The 15,871-nt window shown below is 73.4% G+C and carries 16 protein-coding genes; 10 read left to right on the top strand and 6 right to left on the bottom strand.

Annotated elements, in window-relative coordinates:
• Nucleotides 1–10 precede the first annotated feature (10 nt).
• The 4 genes from ACL03H_RS06460 to ACL03H_RS06445 all read right to left on the bottom strand — a co-directional run bounded on the left by ACL03H_RS06460 (nt 11) and on the right by ACL03H_RS06445 (nt 3,576).
• Nucleotides 11–709 (bottom strand): WXG100 family type VII secretion target, encoded by a 699-nt coding sequence (locus tag ACL03H_RS06460; protein ID WP_412810167.1) that lies wholly within the window; start codon nt 707–709, stop codon nt 11–13.
• On the bottom strand, nt 706–1,023 hold the full coding sequence (locus ACL03H_RS06455; RefSeq protein ID WP_412810166.1) for a type VII secretion target: 318 nt from the start codon (nt 1,021–1,023) through the stop codon (nt 706–708). The genes ACL03H_RS06460 and ACL03H_RS06455 overlap by 4 nt, the downstream gene beginning before the upstream one ends.
• Nucleotides 1,024–1,025: 2 nt before the next feature.
• Nucleotides 1,026–1,478 (bottom strand): YbaB/EbfC family nucleoid-associated protein, encoded by a 453-nt coding sequence (locus tag ACL03H_RS06450; RefSeq protein WP_412810165.1) that lies wholly within the window; start codon nt 1,476–1,478, stop codon nt 1,026–1,028.
• Nucleotides 1,479–2,205: 727 nt separating this feature from the next.
• A complete protein-coding gene (locus ACL03H_RS06445; protein ID WP_412810164.1) occupies nt 2,206–3,576 on the bottom strand; it encodes an MFS transporter in 1,371 nt (456 codons plus the stop codon).
• A gap of 652 nt (nt 3,577–4,228) precedes the next feature.
• Here ACL03H_RS06445 and ACL03H_RS06440 point away from each other — a divergent pair.
• A complete protein-coding gene (locus ACL03H_RS06440; RefSeq protein ID WP_412810163.1) occupies nt 4,229–5,029 on the top strand; it encodes an AfsR/SARP family transcriptional regulator in 801 nt (266 codons plus the stop codon).
• Between the two features lie 3 nt (nt 5,030–5,032).
• On the opposite strand, the gene ACL03H_RS06435 is transcribed toward ACL03H_RS06440, so the two are convergent.
• On the bottom strand, nt 5,033–5,692 hold the full coding sequence (locus ACL03H_RS06435; RefSeq protein WP_412810162.1) for a DedA family protein: 660 nt from the start codon (nt 5,690–5,692) through the stop codon (nt 5,033–5,035).
• Nucleotides 5,692–6,390, bottom strand: a complete 699-nt coding sequence (locus ACL03H_RS06430) for a class I SAM-dependent methyltransferase (protein ID WP_412810241.1) — start codon at nt 6,388–6,390, stop codon at nt 5,692–5,694. The genes ACL03H_RS06435 and ACL03H_RS06430 overlap by 1 nt, the downstream gene beginning before the upstream one ends.
• Nucleotides 6,391–6,522: 132 nt before the next feature.
• Here ACL03H_RS06430 and ACL03H_RS06425 point away from each other — a divergent pair, with 132 nt between their 5' ends.
• The 9 genes from ACL03H_RS06425 to ACL03H_RS06385 all read left to right on the top strand — a co-directional run bounded on the left by ACL03H_RS06425 (nt 6,523) and on the right by ACL03H_RS06385 (nt 15,860).
• Entirely contained in the window at nt 6,523–7,635 is a 1,113-nt protein-coding gene (locus tag ACL03H_RS06425) for a sensor histidine kinase (protein WP_412810161.1), read from the top strand.
• The gene (locus tag ACL03H_RS06420) at nt 7,632–8,282 is read left to right on the top strand and encodes a response regulator transcription factor (RefSeq protein ID WP_412810160.1); all 651 of its coding nucleotides are present in this window, start codon (nt 7,632–7,634) and stop codon (nt 8,280–8,282) included. Before ACL03H_RS06425 ends, ACL03H_RS06420 begins: the two co-directional genes overlap by 4 nt.
• Before the next feature lie 134 nt (nt 8,283–8,416).
• The gene (locus ACL03H_RS06415) at nt 8,417–8,788 is read left to right on the top strand and encodes a DurN family substrate-assisted peptide maturase (RefSeq protein WP_412810159.1); all 372 of its coding nucleotides are present in this window, start codon (nt 8,417–8,419) and stop codon (nt 8,786–8,788) included.
• A 34-nt stretch (nt 8,789–8,822) separates the two neighbouring features.
• Complete coding sequence (locus tag ACL03H_RS06410; RefSeq protein ID WP_412810158.1) at nt 8,823–9,059, top strand: cinnamycin family lantibiotic; 237 nt, start codon at nt 8,823–8,825, stop codon at nt 9,057–9,059.
• A 109-nt stretch (nt 9,060–9,168) separates the two neighbouring features.
• Nucleotides 9,169–12,369: a type 2 lanthipeptide synthetase LanM family protein gene (locus ACL03H_RS06405; RefSeq protein ID WP_412810157.1), complete on the top strand. Its 3,201-nt coding sequence runs from the start codon at nt 9,169–9,171 to the stop codon at nt 12,367–12,369.
• Nucleotides 12,370–12,398: 29 nt separating this feature from the next.
• Nucleotides 12,399–13,295 carry a Nif11-like leader peptide family natural product precursor gene (locus ACL03H_RS06400; RefSeq protein ID WP_412810156.1) on the top strand — a complete coding sequence of 299 codons (897 nt, stop codon included), beginning with the start codon at nt 12,399–12,401 and terminating at the stop codon, nt 13,293–13,295.
• Between the two features lie 48 nt (nt 13,296–13,343).
• Entirely contained in the window at nt 13,344–14,327 is a 984-nt protein-coding gene (locus tag ACL03H_RS06395; protein WP_412810155.1) for an ABC transporter ATP-binding protein, read from the top strand.
• Nucleotides 14,324–15,208 carry an ABC transporter permease gene (locus ACL03H_RS06390; protein WP_412810154.1) on the top strand — a complete coding sequence of 295 codons (885 nt, stop codon included), beginning with the start codon at nt 14,324–14,326 and terminating at the stop codon, nt 15,206–15,208. Before ACL03H_RS06395 ends, ACL03H_RS06390 begins: the two co-directional genes overlap by 4 nt.
• Before the next feature lie 28 nt (nt 15,209–15,236).
• Nucleotides 15,237–15,860 (top strand): histone deacetylase, encoded by a 624-nt coding sequence (locus tag ACL03H_RS06385; RefSeq protein WP_412810153.1) that lies wholly within the window; start codon nt 15,237–15,239, stop codon nt 15,858–15,860.
• The last annotated feature ends 11 nt before the right edge of the window (nt 15,861–15,871 follow it).

Below are 15,871 nucleotides of genomic sequence, written 5' to 3'. Positions count from 1 at the left end.
CGTCCCCGCCTCACCCGTCGATGAGCTTGCTGAGGTTCGTGAGGCTGTCGATCAGACCACCGACGTACCCGGTGATCCGCCCCACCCACTTGGCGACGGCCGAGGCGATCTGCGCGGCCACGACCGGAATGGTCACCACGAAGATCGCCTCGGCGGCCCACACGATCACCCGCGCCACGAGGTCCGCGATCAGGTCCCGCACGATGTCGCGCGTCGCCTGCACCAGGCCGCCCGCACCCGAGGTCGCCGACGCCATGGCCGCCGAGGTCGCGCCGAGGCCACCGATCGCGTCGACGTTCGCGCCCATCATGCTCCGGTAGGCGTCGGCCGCTCCGCCGGTCCAGCCACCGAGGTCGGCGTCCAGGTCCGCGCTCAGGTCCGCGGCCATCGCCGAGAGCTCCCCGGCCATGTTCTCCCAGGTCGCGGCGTGCGAGCTGACCACGTCGGGGATGCCGGTGAGCTCGTCGAGCATCTCCCGCAGCGGCTCGAAGTGCTCCATCGCCCAGCCCAGCCCGTTGGACAGCAACGTGCCGAACGGGTCGAGCACGGCCGAGGTGACTTCGAGTCCTACCCCGACCCCGGCGAGCACGTCGTCGACCCAGCCCTCGCTCTGGATGGCCTCCACCAGACCCTGCACGCTGTCGGCGGTGCCCGCGCCCGTCCACGGCTTCGTGGTGGACTCGACCGGGGCGACCAGGTCGTCGCTCACAGCAGGCCACCTCCGGCGGCGCGGAGGTCGTCGCCGTGCTCGACCTCGCGGCGGTCGTAGTCCTCGGCTGCGGCGCGCAGCGCGGACGCGGCCTGCCCGAGGTTCTCCTCCACGTAGGAGATCAGCTCGTCCTGCCTGGTGTGGCGCCCTTCGAGGACGCCCGCGATCCAGGCGCAGAGGGTCCCGTAGGCCTGGTCGTCCCGCGCGATGTGCGCGCTGGCCGATTTGACCGCGCCGAACCGCTCCTGGAGCGCCTCGACCTTCCGGGCGTGCTCGCGCAGCCGGTCGGCGTCAACGTCGAACCCACCGCCCATGGTCAGCTCCGGAAGTCCTGGGTGACGTCGTAGTCCTCGTCGTCCTCCGGCGGGCGCCTCCGGGGCTCGGCGGGCGCCGGGCCACCGCGCAGGCGTTCGCCGATGCGGGAGGCGATCTCCTGCCCCGCGGCGGAATCCGCGCCGAGGGTGTCGGCCACGACCTCCTCGGAGCGGGTCGCGGCCTGCTCGCGCGCGGCGGCGAGCGCGGTCATCACCGCCCGCGCCACGTCGTCGGGCGAGGTGCGCCGGATCTGCTCGGTCAGGCGCAGGGCGACGAGCGAACCGGTGGAGTCCACGGTCGCCTCGGCCATGCCCTGCGGGTCTCCGGCGCTCACCCGGATCTCGCCGATCCGCTCGCTCATCGCACGGGTGTTCTCGGCCATCCGCTCGGCGCGCTCGCGCCACGCGGCGAGGCGTTCGCGAGCCGCGTCCGGGTCGAGCACGTCGTCGTTCACGTCCGGCCCCGGTGGGCCACGGGTGCTCCGTTCAACACGGCCACTCCTCCAGCGATGATCGCGGACACGGCTCGGTCACCAGAGTGGCACCCGCGATCAGCGCGCGGCCCGGAACGACCTCTCCTCACCGGAACGGACCATCGCCCGGTCTTCGCCACCGACCGGGGCCGCGCCGCCGGGCGGTGGACGGGGGCGGGACCGAGGCGGCCGAACGCGGTCGGGTGCTCCGGCGGGAACGTCCGGGCGGGCAGCGCGGCCTGTACGCTCCGTGCAGGCAGGCAGCGCCGCTCGCGCGGGCCGACCATCGATCGAGGAACCGCGAAACCGCAGGTCGCGGGGCTGAACACCGCGGCGGGGCCGACCCGGATGATCTGTGGCACGCCTCACAGATCGACTTCGTGATCGCTTGAAATACACAGCTCCGGTGCGGCGATGCACGGAGCGGGGAGAAGGTCGGGCAGTGGCAACGAGGGGCCGGTTTCGAACGCCTTGATCAGCCTTCACACGACGCTCCCCGGACCAACATCATCGTCGCGTTGTCACAGGAGACCCGAAATGCACCACATCATCGTCCCGCTGTCGGTCGAAGCCGCCGGACTGTTCGCCATCGCGGGTGCCATCACCGCGTGGACCCGCTCGGTCCTGCGGGCCCAGCCCCGCTGAAGCCCGCACCCGCGAAAGGGCCCCGCAGCGCGCCGCTGCGGGGCCCTTCACCGTTCCGGGGAGGTCAGTCCTCGGCGCCGACCAGTTCCTTGGCCTCCTCGTGGTCCACGGCCGACGGCGGCGATCCGGGCAGCCGGCGACCCGCCGACTCCGTTGCGAAGTACACCGCGACCGCACCGATCACCCCGGCGGCCATCAGGTAGTAGGCCGGGATGTCCAGGTTGCCGGTCAGCGCGATCAGGCTCGCCACCACCGTCGCCGTGGTCCCGCCGAACAGCGACACCGAGATGTTGAACGCGATGGACAGCCCGCCGTAGCGGATGTCGGTCGGGAACAGCGAGGGCAGCATCGACGGCGAGGTCGAGTTGAAGCACAGCAGCATCAGGCCCATGAGCAGCAGGCCCGAGAAGGTCGCCACCGTGCCGCCGGCCTTCAGCAGCATGATCGACGGGATGGACAGCACCACCAGCAGCGCGCACCCGGTGTACATCACCGGTTTGCGCCCGATCCGATCGCTGAGCCGTCCCACGAAGGTGATCAGCACCATCGAGATCAGCAGCACGATGATCTGCAGCACCTCGGAGACGGTGCTCGGCGTGCCCGCGTGCCCGTGGTCGGGCAGCGTCTGGGTGAGGTAGGTCGGCATGTAGCTGGTCAGCATGTAGTTGGTGACGTTGAAGACCAGCACGATCCCGCCGCAGACCAGCATCGCGGGCCAGTGCGTCACGAAGATCTTGCGGAACTCGGCGAGGGTCTGGTTGCCCTCGCGCCCCTCGGACTCCGCCGCGATCTTCGCGAAGGCCGGGGTCTCCTCGAGCTTCATCCGCAGGTAGAGCCCGATGCCGCCGATCGGACCGGCGATGAGGAACGGGATCCGCCACCCCCAGCTCAGCAGCGCTTCCTCGGACAGCGCGATCTCCAGCACGGTGGCGAAGGTGGCGCCGAGCGCGTAGCCGGTCAGCGTGCCGAACTCCAGGAAGCTGCACAGGAAGCCGCGCCTGCGGTCGGGCGCGTACTCGGCGATGAACGCCATCGCACCGCCGTACTCCCCGCCGGTGGAGAAGCCCTGCAGCAGCCGCGCGAGCAGCAGCAGCATCGGAGCCGCCACGCCGATGGCGTGGTAGTCGGGCAGGATGCCGATGATGAACGTGCTGATCGCCATCATGATCACGGTCAGCGACAGGACCTTCTGCCTGCCGATGCGGTCGCCCAGCGGGCCGAAGAACAAGCCGCCGAAGGGCCGGACCAGGAACGCCGCCGCGAACGTGCCCAGCGTGGCGATGGTGCCCATCGTGGGCGACAGGCCCGCGAAGAAAACACTTTCGATCTTGACCGCGAGGTAGGAGTAGACGCCGAAGTCGAACCACTCCGTGACGTTGCCGATGGCCGCCGCGCCGACCGCGCGCCGGATCACGTTCGGCTCGGTGACCGTCACGTCTGATACCGAGAAACCGCCCGATTCCGCATCGGACGACGCTGCCCCTGACAAGGCGAACACCCCTTCAACTGCGTGGAACCGCCCGCGCGGGCGGCCGGCCGAGCCCTGCTCAGCTACTCGTTGCCGGATCTCGGCGAGCCACCCTAGTGGCAACATCGATCACTTCGGAAACAGCGTCCGCGATTCGCGATGATTCGGCAGCGAGATCCTCAGATAAGGGATAACAGCAGCTCAGACGGCACATCTCGGACATGGAACGCAAGGACGGCATACCGGACGAGATCGTCTCCGGGCTCGCCGACCACACCCGCGGGCCGAGCTTCACGACCGGCCGAACGACATGCGCCGAAGGTCGAGCAATTTTTCTCCCCGCCATTCGTTGCAACTAATTCAGCACAATTGCAATGCCTGCGGAACACCTACTTTCGTCGGACCCCGAAGGGGCATTGCGGAATTCTTGAGAGCGGTGCTAGAAAGGGAGAATAATCCACCGCGCCCAGGTCGGCCACTTGATCGGCACGATCCGCCCGCGTCCGCCGGAACCGCAGCTCGGACCGCCCGCCACGGGGACTCACCACCCGCGCGGCCGACCCGCTCCTGAGCTGCTTCCGGGCCCGAGCGACACCACCGCACATCTGGGGGATTCCGCGTGAGCCAGTCGCTGACGTTCCGCGTGCTCGGTCCGCTCTCGGTGCATTCCGGGACCCGCTCGTTGGACATCCCGGGAGCGCGGCAGCGCATCCTGCTCGCGGCACTGCTGGTCCGGTTCAACCAGGTGGTCCCGGTGGACGAGCTGGTCGACCGGATCTGGGGCGAGTCGCCGCCGCACCGGCCCCGCAGGGCGCTGCACACCTGCATCACCCGGCTGCGGCACGCGACGGCCGGGCAGGACGAGCGCGGGCTCATCCGCACCTCGCACTCCGGGTACGCCATCGAGGTCGCGCCGGAGAACCTGGACCTGGCCCGGTTCACCCAGCTGCTCGACGAGGCCCGCGCCGCCGCCCGCCGCGAGGACCCGGTGGCCGAGCACCGCGCGCTGGACCGGGCGCTGGCGCTGTGGCGCGGACGCGCCCTGCCCGACGTGGAATCGGACTCGCTGCACCGCGACGTCGTCCCCCGGTTGCACGAGCAGTGGATCTGGGCGCTGGAACGGCGCGGCGAGCTGGCGCTGCGGCTGGGACGCCACCACGAGGTCGTCGGGGAGCTGCGGGCGCTCACCGTCGAGCACCCGTTCCACGAACCGTTCTGGCAGCTGTTCGTCCTCGCGCTCCACCGCTGCGGGAGGCGGAGCGAGGCGCTGCTGCACTACGCGGAGCTGGCGGGCCGGATGCGCGAGGAGCTGGGCGTGGAGCCCGGCTCCCGGCTGCGGGCGCTGCACCTGGCGGTGCTGCGCGACGAGGTCGGGACGCCCGCCGCCGACAACCCTCCGGCGCGGCGCGCGGTGTCCTAGCACCTAGCGCTCCGGCCGCAGCGAGGCCACCGGCCCCGTCCCGGAGGCCTCGTCCCCGCTGCCGCCCGAACCCCGCTTCCGGGAACGGCGCCACAGCACGACACCGAGCAGCACCAGCACGGCCAGCACCACCGGGATCACCCCGAACGCCCCGGACACCTCCGCGGCCGAGGCCCCGGCGAGGTAGCCCAGCCCGCCCTCACCGCACGCCCACAGCACCCCGGCGAGCAGGCTCCACGGCGCCATCCGCCGGTACGGCAGCCCCGAGGCCCCGACCAGGTGCGGAGCCGCCGAGCGCACCAGCGGGACGAATCGGCAGGGCACCAGCGCGGGGCCTCCGCCGCGCCGGAAGAGATCGCTGGCGCGGTCCCAGGCGCGCGGCGCCCTGCGCGCGAAGCGCGTCTCGCGCAGCCGGGGCCCGAGGCGCAGTCCCGTCCAGTGGCCCAGCGCGTCACCGCACACCGCGCCGAACGCGGCGACCAGCACCACCAACCACAGGTCCAGCACCCCGGCGTAGGCCAGCGCCCCCGCGACCAGCAGGGGCCCCAAGGTCGGCACGAACGGGCTCACCACGAGGACGCCTTCGACGAACACCAGCGCGGCCAGCAGCGCGTAGCCCGCGGGCGGCGGGAGCTGCGCCAGCCACTCCCCCGGAGACGGCATCAGCGATCCTCCTCGGGTGCGCGCAGGTGCCAGACGTGCGCGGGCGGCAGGTTGCGCCACACCGTGCCGCGCCCGACCCCGCAGCGCTCGGCGTACTCCCGTTCCACGGCCATCGCGGCCCGGTGCCGCCGGGCCTCCGCGCGCCCGCTGAACAGGCCGCGCGCCCACCGGGTGCCGAGGTAGCCGAAGAACGTGAGATCGCCACCGGGGATCAGCAGCGCGAGGTGCCGCCGCAGCATCGCCCGCACCTGGGCGGGCTCGAAGTTGGTGAACGGCAGCCCGGACACGACCACGTCGTAGCGGTGCTCCAGCTCGACGTCCAGGATCGATCGCTCGTGCAGCCGCACCTGCCCGGCGACCGCCGCGAGCGCGAGGTCGTGCCGCAGGGCCGATTCCAGCACCCGGACGAAGTGCGGGTTGACCTCCACGACGTCCAGCCGGTCGGCCGGGCCCAAGCGGGTGGCGAGCTCGCGGGTCACCGCCCCGGTGCCCGCCCCCACCTCCAGCACGCGCACCGGGTGCCGTCCCCCGGGCGGGTCCAGCGGCGCGGCCAGCCGCGCCGCGAGGGACCGGCCGCTGGGCGCGATCGCGCCCGTGGTGCGGAAGCTGCGGAACGCCTCCCGCGAGAACTCGAACCGCCCGGGACGGGACGTCGGCTCGGGACGGGGATCGCGCTCCGGGTGGGCAGTCGGCTCCATCGGGTCCACGCGCTGCACGCTACGGAACGCGCGGGCGGGCGCCATCGATCACTCGGCCAGGGTGATCCGGTACGAAAGTAGGGGGTCACCCCGTTCCTATCCTCGACGCAGGTGGTGGTGAGGAGGAGTGCGGTGAGCGAACGGGCGAGCCGGCCGTGGGCCGAGGCGCTGCTGCTGGTCGTGGTCGGCGCGCTCTCCGCCCAGGAGGCCTACGTGGGGGCGGGCGGCGAGCTGCTGAGCCCGCAGGTCGCGGCGGCGCTGCTCGCGGCGGGCTCGTTGCGCTGGCGGTTCCGGTTCCCGGTGGTGCCCGCGGTGCTCGCGGTCGCGCTCGCCGCGCTGCTGGGCGCGGTGCTCCCGCTGCTGGTGGTGCTGTTCTCCTTCGCCGCGCGCGGGCGCCCGCTGGTGGCCGTGGCGTGCGCGGGCGCGGCGATGCTGGGCAACCTGCTGCTGCCGGAGCACGCGCTCTGGGAGACCCGGCTCTACGGTCCGGTGCTGCTGCTGCTCGCGGTGGTGGCGCTGGGGATGTGGGCGGGCGGGCGCAGGCGGCTGGTGGAGAGCCTCGCCGCGCGGGTCGACCAGCTGCGGGTGGAGCGGGAGCTGCGGGCCGAGCAGGCGCGGCTGACCGAGCGGGCCCGGGTGGCCGGCGAGCTGCACGACGCGCTGGCCCACTCGCTCAGCGTGCTGGCGCTGCACACCGGCGCGTTGCAGCGGCACTCGGCGGTGCTGCCGCCGCGGGTGGCCGATCGGATCGACCTGCTCCGGGCGACCTCGACCGACGCGCTGCGGGACCTGCGGGACGTGCTCGGCGGGCTGCGCTCCCCGGACGCCGAGGGCGCGCCGGGGCCGCGCCAGCTCCGGGAGCTGCCGGTGCTGCTGGAGGAGGCGCGGGCCGCGGGCCAGGAGATCGATGCCGAGATCGAGGGGGATCCGGCCGCGATCCCGTTCAGCCACCGGCTCGCGCTGCACCGGGTGGTGCAGGAGGCGCTGACCAACGCCCGCAAGCACGCCCCCGGCTCGCGGGTCCGGGTGCGGGTCCGCCACGGGCCCCCGGAGTCCACCGCCGAGGTGGAGAACGCGGCCGGCGAAGCGGGCGACCGCGCGGAACCCGGCGGCTACGGTCTGGTGGGGCTGGCCGAGCGGGTCGAGGGGTTGGGCGGTCGCCTGGAGCACGGTCCGGCGGGCGCCGGGGGCTGGCGGCTGGCGGCCCGCATCCCGGTCGACGAGCGCACCTCGGGAGCAGCATGATCCGCACGCTGATCGTCGACGACGACACCCTGGTCCGCCTGGCGCTGGCCGACATCCTCGACGACGACCCGGAGATCGAGGTCGTCGCGCAGGCCGCCGACGGGATCACCGCGGTGGAGCGGGCCCGCGCGCACCGGGCGGAGGTGGTGCTGATGGACGTGCGGATGCCGCGCCTGGACGGCATCCGGGCCACCGAGCGGCTGCGGGCGCTGCCCGATCCGCCGCAGGTGATCACGCTGACCACCTTCGACCTGGACGAGTACGTCTACGGCTCGCTCGCGGCGGGGGCGGCCGGATTCCTGCTCAAGGACACCGATCCCGCGGAGATCGTGCGCGCGGTGCGGGTGGTGGCGGCCGGCCAGGCGATGCTGCACCCGGCGGCGGCGCGCAGGCTCGTGGACCACTACCACGAGGACGCCCGCCCGGAGGCCGCCGCGGCCCGCGCGAAGCTCGACCGGCTCACCCCGCGCGAGCGCGAGGTGCTGGCGCGGCTCGCGGCCGGGGACGGCAACGCCGAGATCGCGAAGGCGCTGGGGATGCGGGAGAGCACGGTGAAGGCCCACGTGAGCCGCATCCTCACCGCCCTGGAGGTCGGCAACCGAGTCCAGGCCGCCCTGTGCGCCTGGGCCGCCGGGCGCCCCGGCTGAGCGAATCCCCCGGCAGCGCAGCGGATTTCGCCGCGCCAGCGCCGTTCACGGGGCGTTGAAACAACATTGAAGGCGGGCTGCAACCGCTGCCGCCTACCGTCGATCCCACGGAGCACCGGCAGAGGGGATCGCGGATGAAGCACGCGGACGAGCCGACCATCTACCAGGACGTCGACGCCATCCGGCGGATCCAGCAGCTGATGGTGTTCTGCTCGCTGATCCCGCCCGACGGGAAGCTGCGGGAGGTGCTGGAGCTCGCGCTCGCCTCGCACGAGGAGCCGACGCTGTCCCGGCTGACCCCGCTCACCGATCTGCACCCGCACGCGACGAAGGCATGGCTGGAATCGCTGTGGCTGCGCGAAGGCCTGTCCCCCGAGGAGAAGGAGATGGTCGCCTGGCAGAACGACACCGAGAACGTGGGCCCGGCGCTCGTGGAGTTGCAGAACGCCGAGCGGCAGCTGGGGATCGAACTCGTGGCCCGGCTGCGGAACGCACCACCGGAATGATCCCGTTTTCGCACAGCAGACCTGGAGGAACACCATGTCCGAGACCATCCTGCGCGGCGCCGTCATCGACGCCGACTTCCGCGCGGCGCTGACCGAGAACCCCGCCGCCTTCGGCGTCGAGCCGGGCGACCTGCCCGACGCGGTCGAGAGCATCGACCAGGAGTCGCTGGACTTCTGGACCGAGGGCGTCGCCGCGGCCGAGATCTACGCCTGCGTGCAGAGCTGCAGCTGGGGCCCGATCACCGCGGTGTGCGACGGCAACACCAAGTGATCCACGACGCGGTGAGCCGTTCCGGCTCGCCGCGTTCCCCCGCTTTCCCCGTGCGGAGCGCGCTGCCTCCGGCCGGGACCCGCTTCTCCCGATCGGGGACAGGAGTTCGATGCCGACCGCCCGTGCACTGGACCTGGCCGCCCGCGCGGCGAACCTGTCGGAGCGGCGCCGCGTGGTGACCGCGCTGCGCGACTCCGGTTCGCCACCGGAACCCGTCGAGCTCGACCCCGTCGAGCGGTGGCGGCTGGGCAGGCTGGCCGACCGCCTCGCCGACAAGTTCGCGCAGGAGGCGCGGCACCGCGGCGCCGAACCCCGCCACGAGCGCAGCGAGCTCGCCGAGCTGCTCACCGCCTACCGGGCCGTCGAGCGCGACCCGAGGTCGGCGGCGGCGCTGCTGGAGGAGGTGCACGCGGAGTGGCTGCCCACCTACCGGGCCGCGCTGGACGGCTGGGCGGCGGCGCGGGGCGACGGCGCGAGCTGGCGCGATCCCGAGCTCCACCACGGCAGGCTGGCCGTGGCCTGCGAGCCGTTCCTGCTGGAGCTGGGCCGGAGGCTGGAGTCGGTCCGCGCCGGGCTGCCGGAGGTCGTCGGCGCCGGGCTGGTCGACGACGTCCAGCGCCACCTGCACGACAGGTTCGCGCTGGCGCTGGCCTGGTCGGTGGAGGCCGAGGCGAACCTGCACCGGGCGCGGCACGGACTCGACCGGGAGCTGCCGGGCGAGGCCGAGTACCGGACCTACCTGGCCGAGACGTTCCGGGACGCGGCCGCTTACCACGCCTTCTACCGCGAGTTCCCGGTGCTGGGCCGCTGGCTCGCGCACGTCACCGCGCTGCTCGCCGACTACGGCGGACGGCTGTTGCGGCACCTGGCCGCCGATGCCGGGGAGGTCGGCGCGGAGTTCTTCGGCGAGCCGATCACCCGGTTCCGCTCGGTGCGGCTGGGCGGATCGGACTTCCACGCCGGGGGGCGCAGCGTCGCGGTGCTGGAGGTCGAGCTCGCCGGGGGCGGCACCGGGACCTGCTACTACAAGCCGCGCTGCCTGCGCTCGGAAGCGGGGATCCAGGCCGTGCTGGCCCGGTTGCGCGACCGCGGGGTGGTGCCGTTCGCGACGCGGCCGGTGCTGGTCCGCGACGGGTACGGCTGGGAGGCGGAGATCCCGTCCGGGCGCAACGAGGTGGGCTGCGCGCGGGGAGCGGCGGAGGTGTACCGGGAGCTGGGCGGTTACCTGGCGCTGTTCTACGTGCTGGGCGGCGGCGACCTGCACTTCGAGAACGTGCTGATCTGCGACGGGCACGCGTTCGTCTGCGACGGCGAGACCGCGTTCGGCGTGGCGCCGCTCGGCCGGGCGCGCACCGGGGGGACGATGCTGGACTCGGTGTTCGGCACCGGTCTGCTGGAGTGGCCGCGCGCGGAGCCCGCCGACGGCTCGGCGCCGATGCGGATCAGCGGCTACGCCGGGGGCGAGGGCTACGAGATGCCGGTGCCGGTCCCGCGGCTCAGCGAACGACGGATGAGCTTCGCGGCGAGCGTGGAGCACCGCGCCGGGATCGCGGTCGCGCCGAGCGCGGCGAACCGGGTGTTCGCGGGTGGTGAGCTGGTGCGCCCGGAGGACCACGTCGAGTCCATCGTGGAGGGTTTCGAACGGGTGCACGGGTGGTTCGAGCACCACGCGGACGAGGCGATCGCGCTGCTGACCGAGGCGTTCGACGGGGCGAGCGCCCGGTTCATCAACTGGGGGACCCAGATCTACTCGCAGCTGCTGCTCACGGCGCAGCACCCGAAGTGCCTGGCCGAGCCGCTGGAGGTGGACCTGCTGGCGAACACGGTCCGGACCTTCCCCCGCACCTGGGACGAGGACGGCGTGCTCGCGGAACGGGAGCTGGAGTCGCTGTGGCGGCTGGACGTCCCGCTGTTCACCGCGGCCGTGGACGGCGAGCACCTGGTGCACGACCACGCCGAGGCGTTGCCGTCCGCTCTGGACTCCTCGCCGCTGGCGCACGCGGCGCAGCGGATCCGGCGCCTCGACGCCGACAACCGAGCCCAGCAGCGGCGCTACATCGAGGCGAGCCTGTCGGCCGGCGAGATCAGCAGTCCCGCGTTCGTGGCGACCGCGCTGGACTACGCGACCCGCATCGGCGAACGGCTGTGCGGAATGCTGCGGGACCGCTCGGCCCCGGCGCCGTGGACCTCGTTCCGGTTGCTCGGGTCGGTGCTGGAGGAGGCCGACATCGAGGGCGACCTCTACCAGGGCTCGGCCGGGGTGGCGTTCTTCCTGGCGTACCTGGACGACCTGGTGCCGCGCCCGGAGTTCCGGGCCGCCGCGCGCCGCGCCGCCGAGCACGCGCTGGCCGGGCCGCCTCCGGAGCGGCTCGGGGCGTTCACCGGGCTCGGCGGCCAGCTGCACCTGCTCGCGCACCTGCACCGGTTGTGGGGCGAACCGGAGCACGCCGAGCTGGCGCGACGGCTGTGCGAGGAGCTGCCGGAGCGGATCGATGCCGACGTGCACTTCGACGTGCTGCACGGCGCCGCCGGGCTGATCCCGGTGCTGCTGGAGCTGCGCGACCTGCTCGGTGAGCGCGCCGTGGAGCTGGCGCACCGCTGCGCGGACCACGTGCTGCAGCACGCGCGGGAGCGGGGCGAGGGGTTGAGCTGGCCGTCCTCGACGCCGGAGGACGTGGTGGCGGACCTGACGGGCTTCTCGCACGGCGCCGGCGGCATCGGCTGGGCGCTGGTGCTGCTGGGCACCTCCACCGGCCGCGCCGATCACGTCGCCGCCGGCCGGCGTGCCTTCGCCTACGAGGCGGCGCACTTCGACGGCACCGAGCAGGACTGGTACGACCTGCGGCGCAGCACCGGGCACCTGGCGCGCGGCGGCAGGCACTACGCGAACGCCTGGTGCAACGGCGCCGCCGGCATCGGGCTGAGCCGCATCGCGTCCTGGTCGCTGCTGGGCGGCCAGGACGAGGACCTGCTGCGCGAGGCGCACCAAGCGCTGTCGGCCACGATGCGCAACTTCCCGCGGCTGAGGAACCACACGCTGTGCCACGGCACCGCGGGCAATTCCGAGCTGCTGCTGCGGTTCGCGCTGCTGCGCTCGGAGCCCGCCTTCCAGCTGGAGGCGAACGTGCAGGTGCGCGAGCTGTGGCGATCGCTGGACGACGCCGAGCACGGCATCACAGAGCACAGCGCGGACTTCTTCCCCGGCCTGCTGCTGGGGATCTCCGGATTCGGTCTGCACTTCCTGCGGCTGGCCCGCCCGGAGCGGGTCCCCTCGGTGCTGCTGCTGGACCCCCCGCCGGCCCGTCCCTGACCCACCCCACCCGGTACGAAGGAGCACGCATGTCCGTCGAGTCCTGCACGAACTTCCTCCGGGCGACCCAGGAGCGCCCCGAGCTGGCCCAGCGGCTGAAGGCCACCACCGCCCTCGCCGAGATCGTGGCGCTGGGTGCCCGGCACGGCTACGAGTTCACCGCCCGCGACCTCGTCGAGGGCTCCACCGCGTTCACCGGGCCCCCGCCCGCGCCGGAACCGGAGCCGCCGCGCGGGCGCACCGCGTTCTACCACCACGAGTACGACCTGGACTCGGTTCCGGGGCTGGCGCCGCTGGTCGACCTGCTGCCGGAGCTGGAGCTGCGGCCGCCGAGCGCGGACCTGGCCCGCTTCCGCGCGGAGTTCCGCCCCGACGACCTGGCGTCCACATCGGACTCACCGGCTGATCCGGAGTTCCAGGCGTGGCATCAGCGGATGGCCGAGGCGCGGTGGCGGGACCGGCCGGGCGGCCCGCGCCGCGACTTCCACCTGGTGAACCTGGACGAGCACGTCGACCACCCGGGTTACCCGGCCTACTTCGAGGCGAAGACCCGGGTGGTGGAGCTGCTGGAGGCGGCGTTCGGCGGCGAGGTCCGGTTCTCCGGGGCGCTCTGGTACCCGCCGTCCAGCTACCGGTTGTGGCACACCAACGAGAACCAGCCGGGCTGGCGGATGTACGTGGTGGACCTGGACCGCGATCCCGCCGAGGGCGAGACCACCTCCTTCTTCCGCTACCAGAACCCGGAGACCGGCGAGATCGTGACGCTGCCCGAGCGGCGGCGGATCGTGCGGTTCTTCAAGACCGAGCAGGATCCCGACCGGCTGTTCTGGCACTGCATCGTCAACCCGGCCGAGCTGCACCGGTGGAGCTTCGGCTTCGTCGTGCCGGAGGACTGGCACGAACGCCTCTTCGGGCGCGCGGGGTGAGCCGCGCGCACCGAGGACGGGAATCGGAGCAGCGGAGAGGAGGCCGGGGTGCGACGGCTCTGGCGAGGTGACCGGGGTCCGCGCGGCGACGCGCCCGCCGTCCTGGCGCGGGACCTGCACAAGTCCTACCAGGGGGTGCCCGCGGTGCGCGGGGTCGATCTCGACGTGCGGCAGGGGGAGACCTTCGGGTTCCTCGGGCCGAACGGCGCGGGCAAGACCACCACGATCGCGATGCTGTGCACGCTGGCCCGTCCGGACTCGGGTCGCGTGGAGATCGCCGGGTACGACGCGGTGCACGACCCGCACCAGGTGCGGCGCAGGCTCGGCCTGGTGTTCCAGGAGAGCACGCTGGACGCCGAGCTGACCGCGGCGGAGAACCTGCGCTTCCACGCCGACCTCTACGCGCTGCCGAAACCTCTGGTCCCCGAGCGGGTGGCGTCGATGCTGGAGCTGGTGGGGCTCACCGGGCGTCGCGACGACCTCGTCGCGACGTTCTCCGGCGGGATGCGGCGGCGGCTGGAGATCGCGCGCGGCCTGCTGCACCGGCCCCGGGTGCTGTTCCTGGACGAACCGACGGTCGGGCTCGACCCGCAGACCCGCACCGAGATGTGGGAGCACCTGGGCAGCATCGGGCGCCAGGAGTCCACGACGGTCTTCCTCACCACGCACTACCTGGAGGAGGCGGAGCGCTGCGACCGGATCGCCATCATCGACGCGGGCCGGATCATCGCGCAGGGCTCCCCCGCCGAGCTGAAGTCCGTGGTCGGCGCGGACCGGATCGCCCTGCGCACCGGCGATGACGAGCGCGCGGTGCGGGTGCTGCGGGAGCGGTTCGACCTGGCGGCCACCTCGGGCGACGACGGGGTCCGGGTGCGGGTGGCGGACGGGGCCCGGTTCGTGCCGGTGCTGTGCTCCGGGCTGGACGTGCCGATCTACGAGGTGGGGGTCACCCGGCCCAGCCTGGACGAGGTCTTCCTGCACTACACCGGCCGAGCCATCCGCGACTCCCCCGCCGTTGAGGAGGCCTCGTGACCCGCACCGCCCCCGACGCCGTCGCCCTCACCTCGGCCGAACCCGGCCGCGTCCCCTCCCGCGCGGCCCGCGAGTGGCGGGCGGGCAGCATGGTCTGGCGCCGGGAGGTGCTGCACTTCCTGCGCGACCGCACCCGGATGGCGGTCTCGCTGCTGCAACCGCTGCTGTTCCTGTACGTGCTGGGCATCGGGCTGTCCCGGTTGTTCGCGGGGGCGGGCGGCGGGGAGCGGGCGGCGGCCGACTACATGCTGTTCCTGTTCCCCGGGGTGCTGGTGATGGCCGCGCAGGCCCCGGCGATCTCGGTGGGGGCGTCGATCGTGTGGGACCGCCACAGCGGTTTCCTGCGCGAGATGCTGGCGGCACCGGTGCTGCGCGGGACGCTGCTGCTCGGCAAGTGCCTGGGCGGGGCGACCGTGGCCACCGCGCAGGGGACCGTGGTGCTGCTCAGCGCGGGCCTGGTCGGGGTCCCCTACCGGCCGGGGCTGTTCGCGGTGCTGCTGGCCGAGCTCGCCCTGGCGGCGCTGTCGATGACGGTGCTGGCCACGCTGGTGGCGGTGACGATCACGCGGATGCAGACGTTCAACACGGTGCTCACGGTGCTCATCACCCCGCTGATGTTCCTGTCCGGCTTGATGTTCCCGATCAGCGCGATGCCCGGCTGGATGGCCTCGCTGACGCTGCTGAACCCGCTGACCTACGCGGTCGACGCGATGCGGCACGCGATCCTGGCCCGGCTCGGCGGCGCCCCGGACTCGGTGATCTTCGCCCCGGTCCGCTGGGGCACCTGGGAGGTCCCGCCGACGGTGGAGCTCGCCCTGGTGCTGGGGTTCTCGCTGCTGGCACTGTGGTTCGCCGGCCGCCGCTTCGCCCGCCGGGGGTGAGCACCGCGCGCCGGGAGGAGGCGACGTCGTGGGAACCGGCACCGATCTGGTCTGGTACGCGAGCTACGGGTCGAACATGCACGCCGAGCGGTTCCGCTGCTACCTCGAGGGGGGTGTGCCGCCGGGTGGGCGACGGGCCTGCCCCGGCTGCCGCGACCCGCGCCCGCCCCGGCGCGCGGCCGGGCACCTGGTGCCGGGCGGGGTGTACTTCGCCACCGAGTCGCGGGTCTGGGGCGGGGGCCGGGCGTTCTTCGACCCGGACCTGCCGGGTTCGGCGGCGCTGCGCGCCTACCTCATCACGACCGGCCAGTTCGCCGACGTGGTGGCGCAGGAGATGTACCGGGAGCCCGGCACCGACCTGGACCTGCGCGAGGTGCTGGACACCGGCCGGTGCGCGCTCGGCCCCGGCCGCTACGAGACGCTGCTGCGCGCCGGTGACCTCGACGGCCACCCGGTGCTCACCTTCACCGCGCCCTGGTCCAGCGCGGAGGTCGCGCCGCGCGCCCCGTCGGCGCCGTACCTGCGCGTGATCCTGGCCGGCCTGCGCACCGGGCAGGGCTGGGACCTCGGCACCGCCGCCGCCCACCTGGCGGCGATGCCCGGCGCCCGCGGCCGGTGGGCCCCCTCGGAGATCGCCGCTCTCGCGGGGTGAGGCGAGCGGGC

It is taken from the genome of Saccharopolyspora antibiotica, from assembly GCF_047200635.1.
Classification (GTDB): Bacteria; Actinomycetota; Actinomycetes; order Mycobacteriales; family Pseudonocardiaceae; genus Saccharopolyspora_C.
Note: the sequence above shows the minus strand (reverse complement) of the source record. Positions and strands in the feature narration are given on the sequence as shown.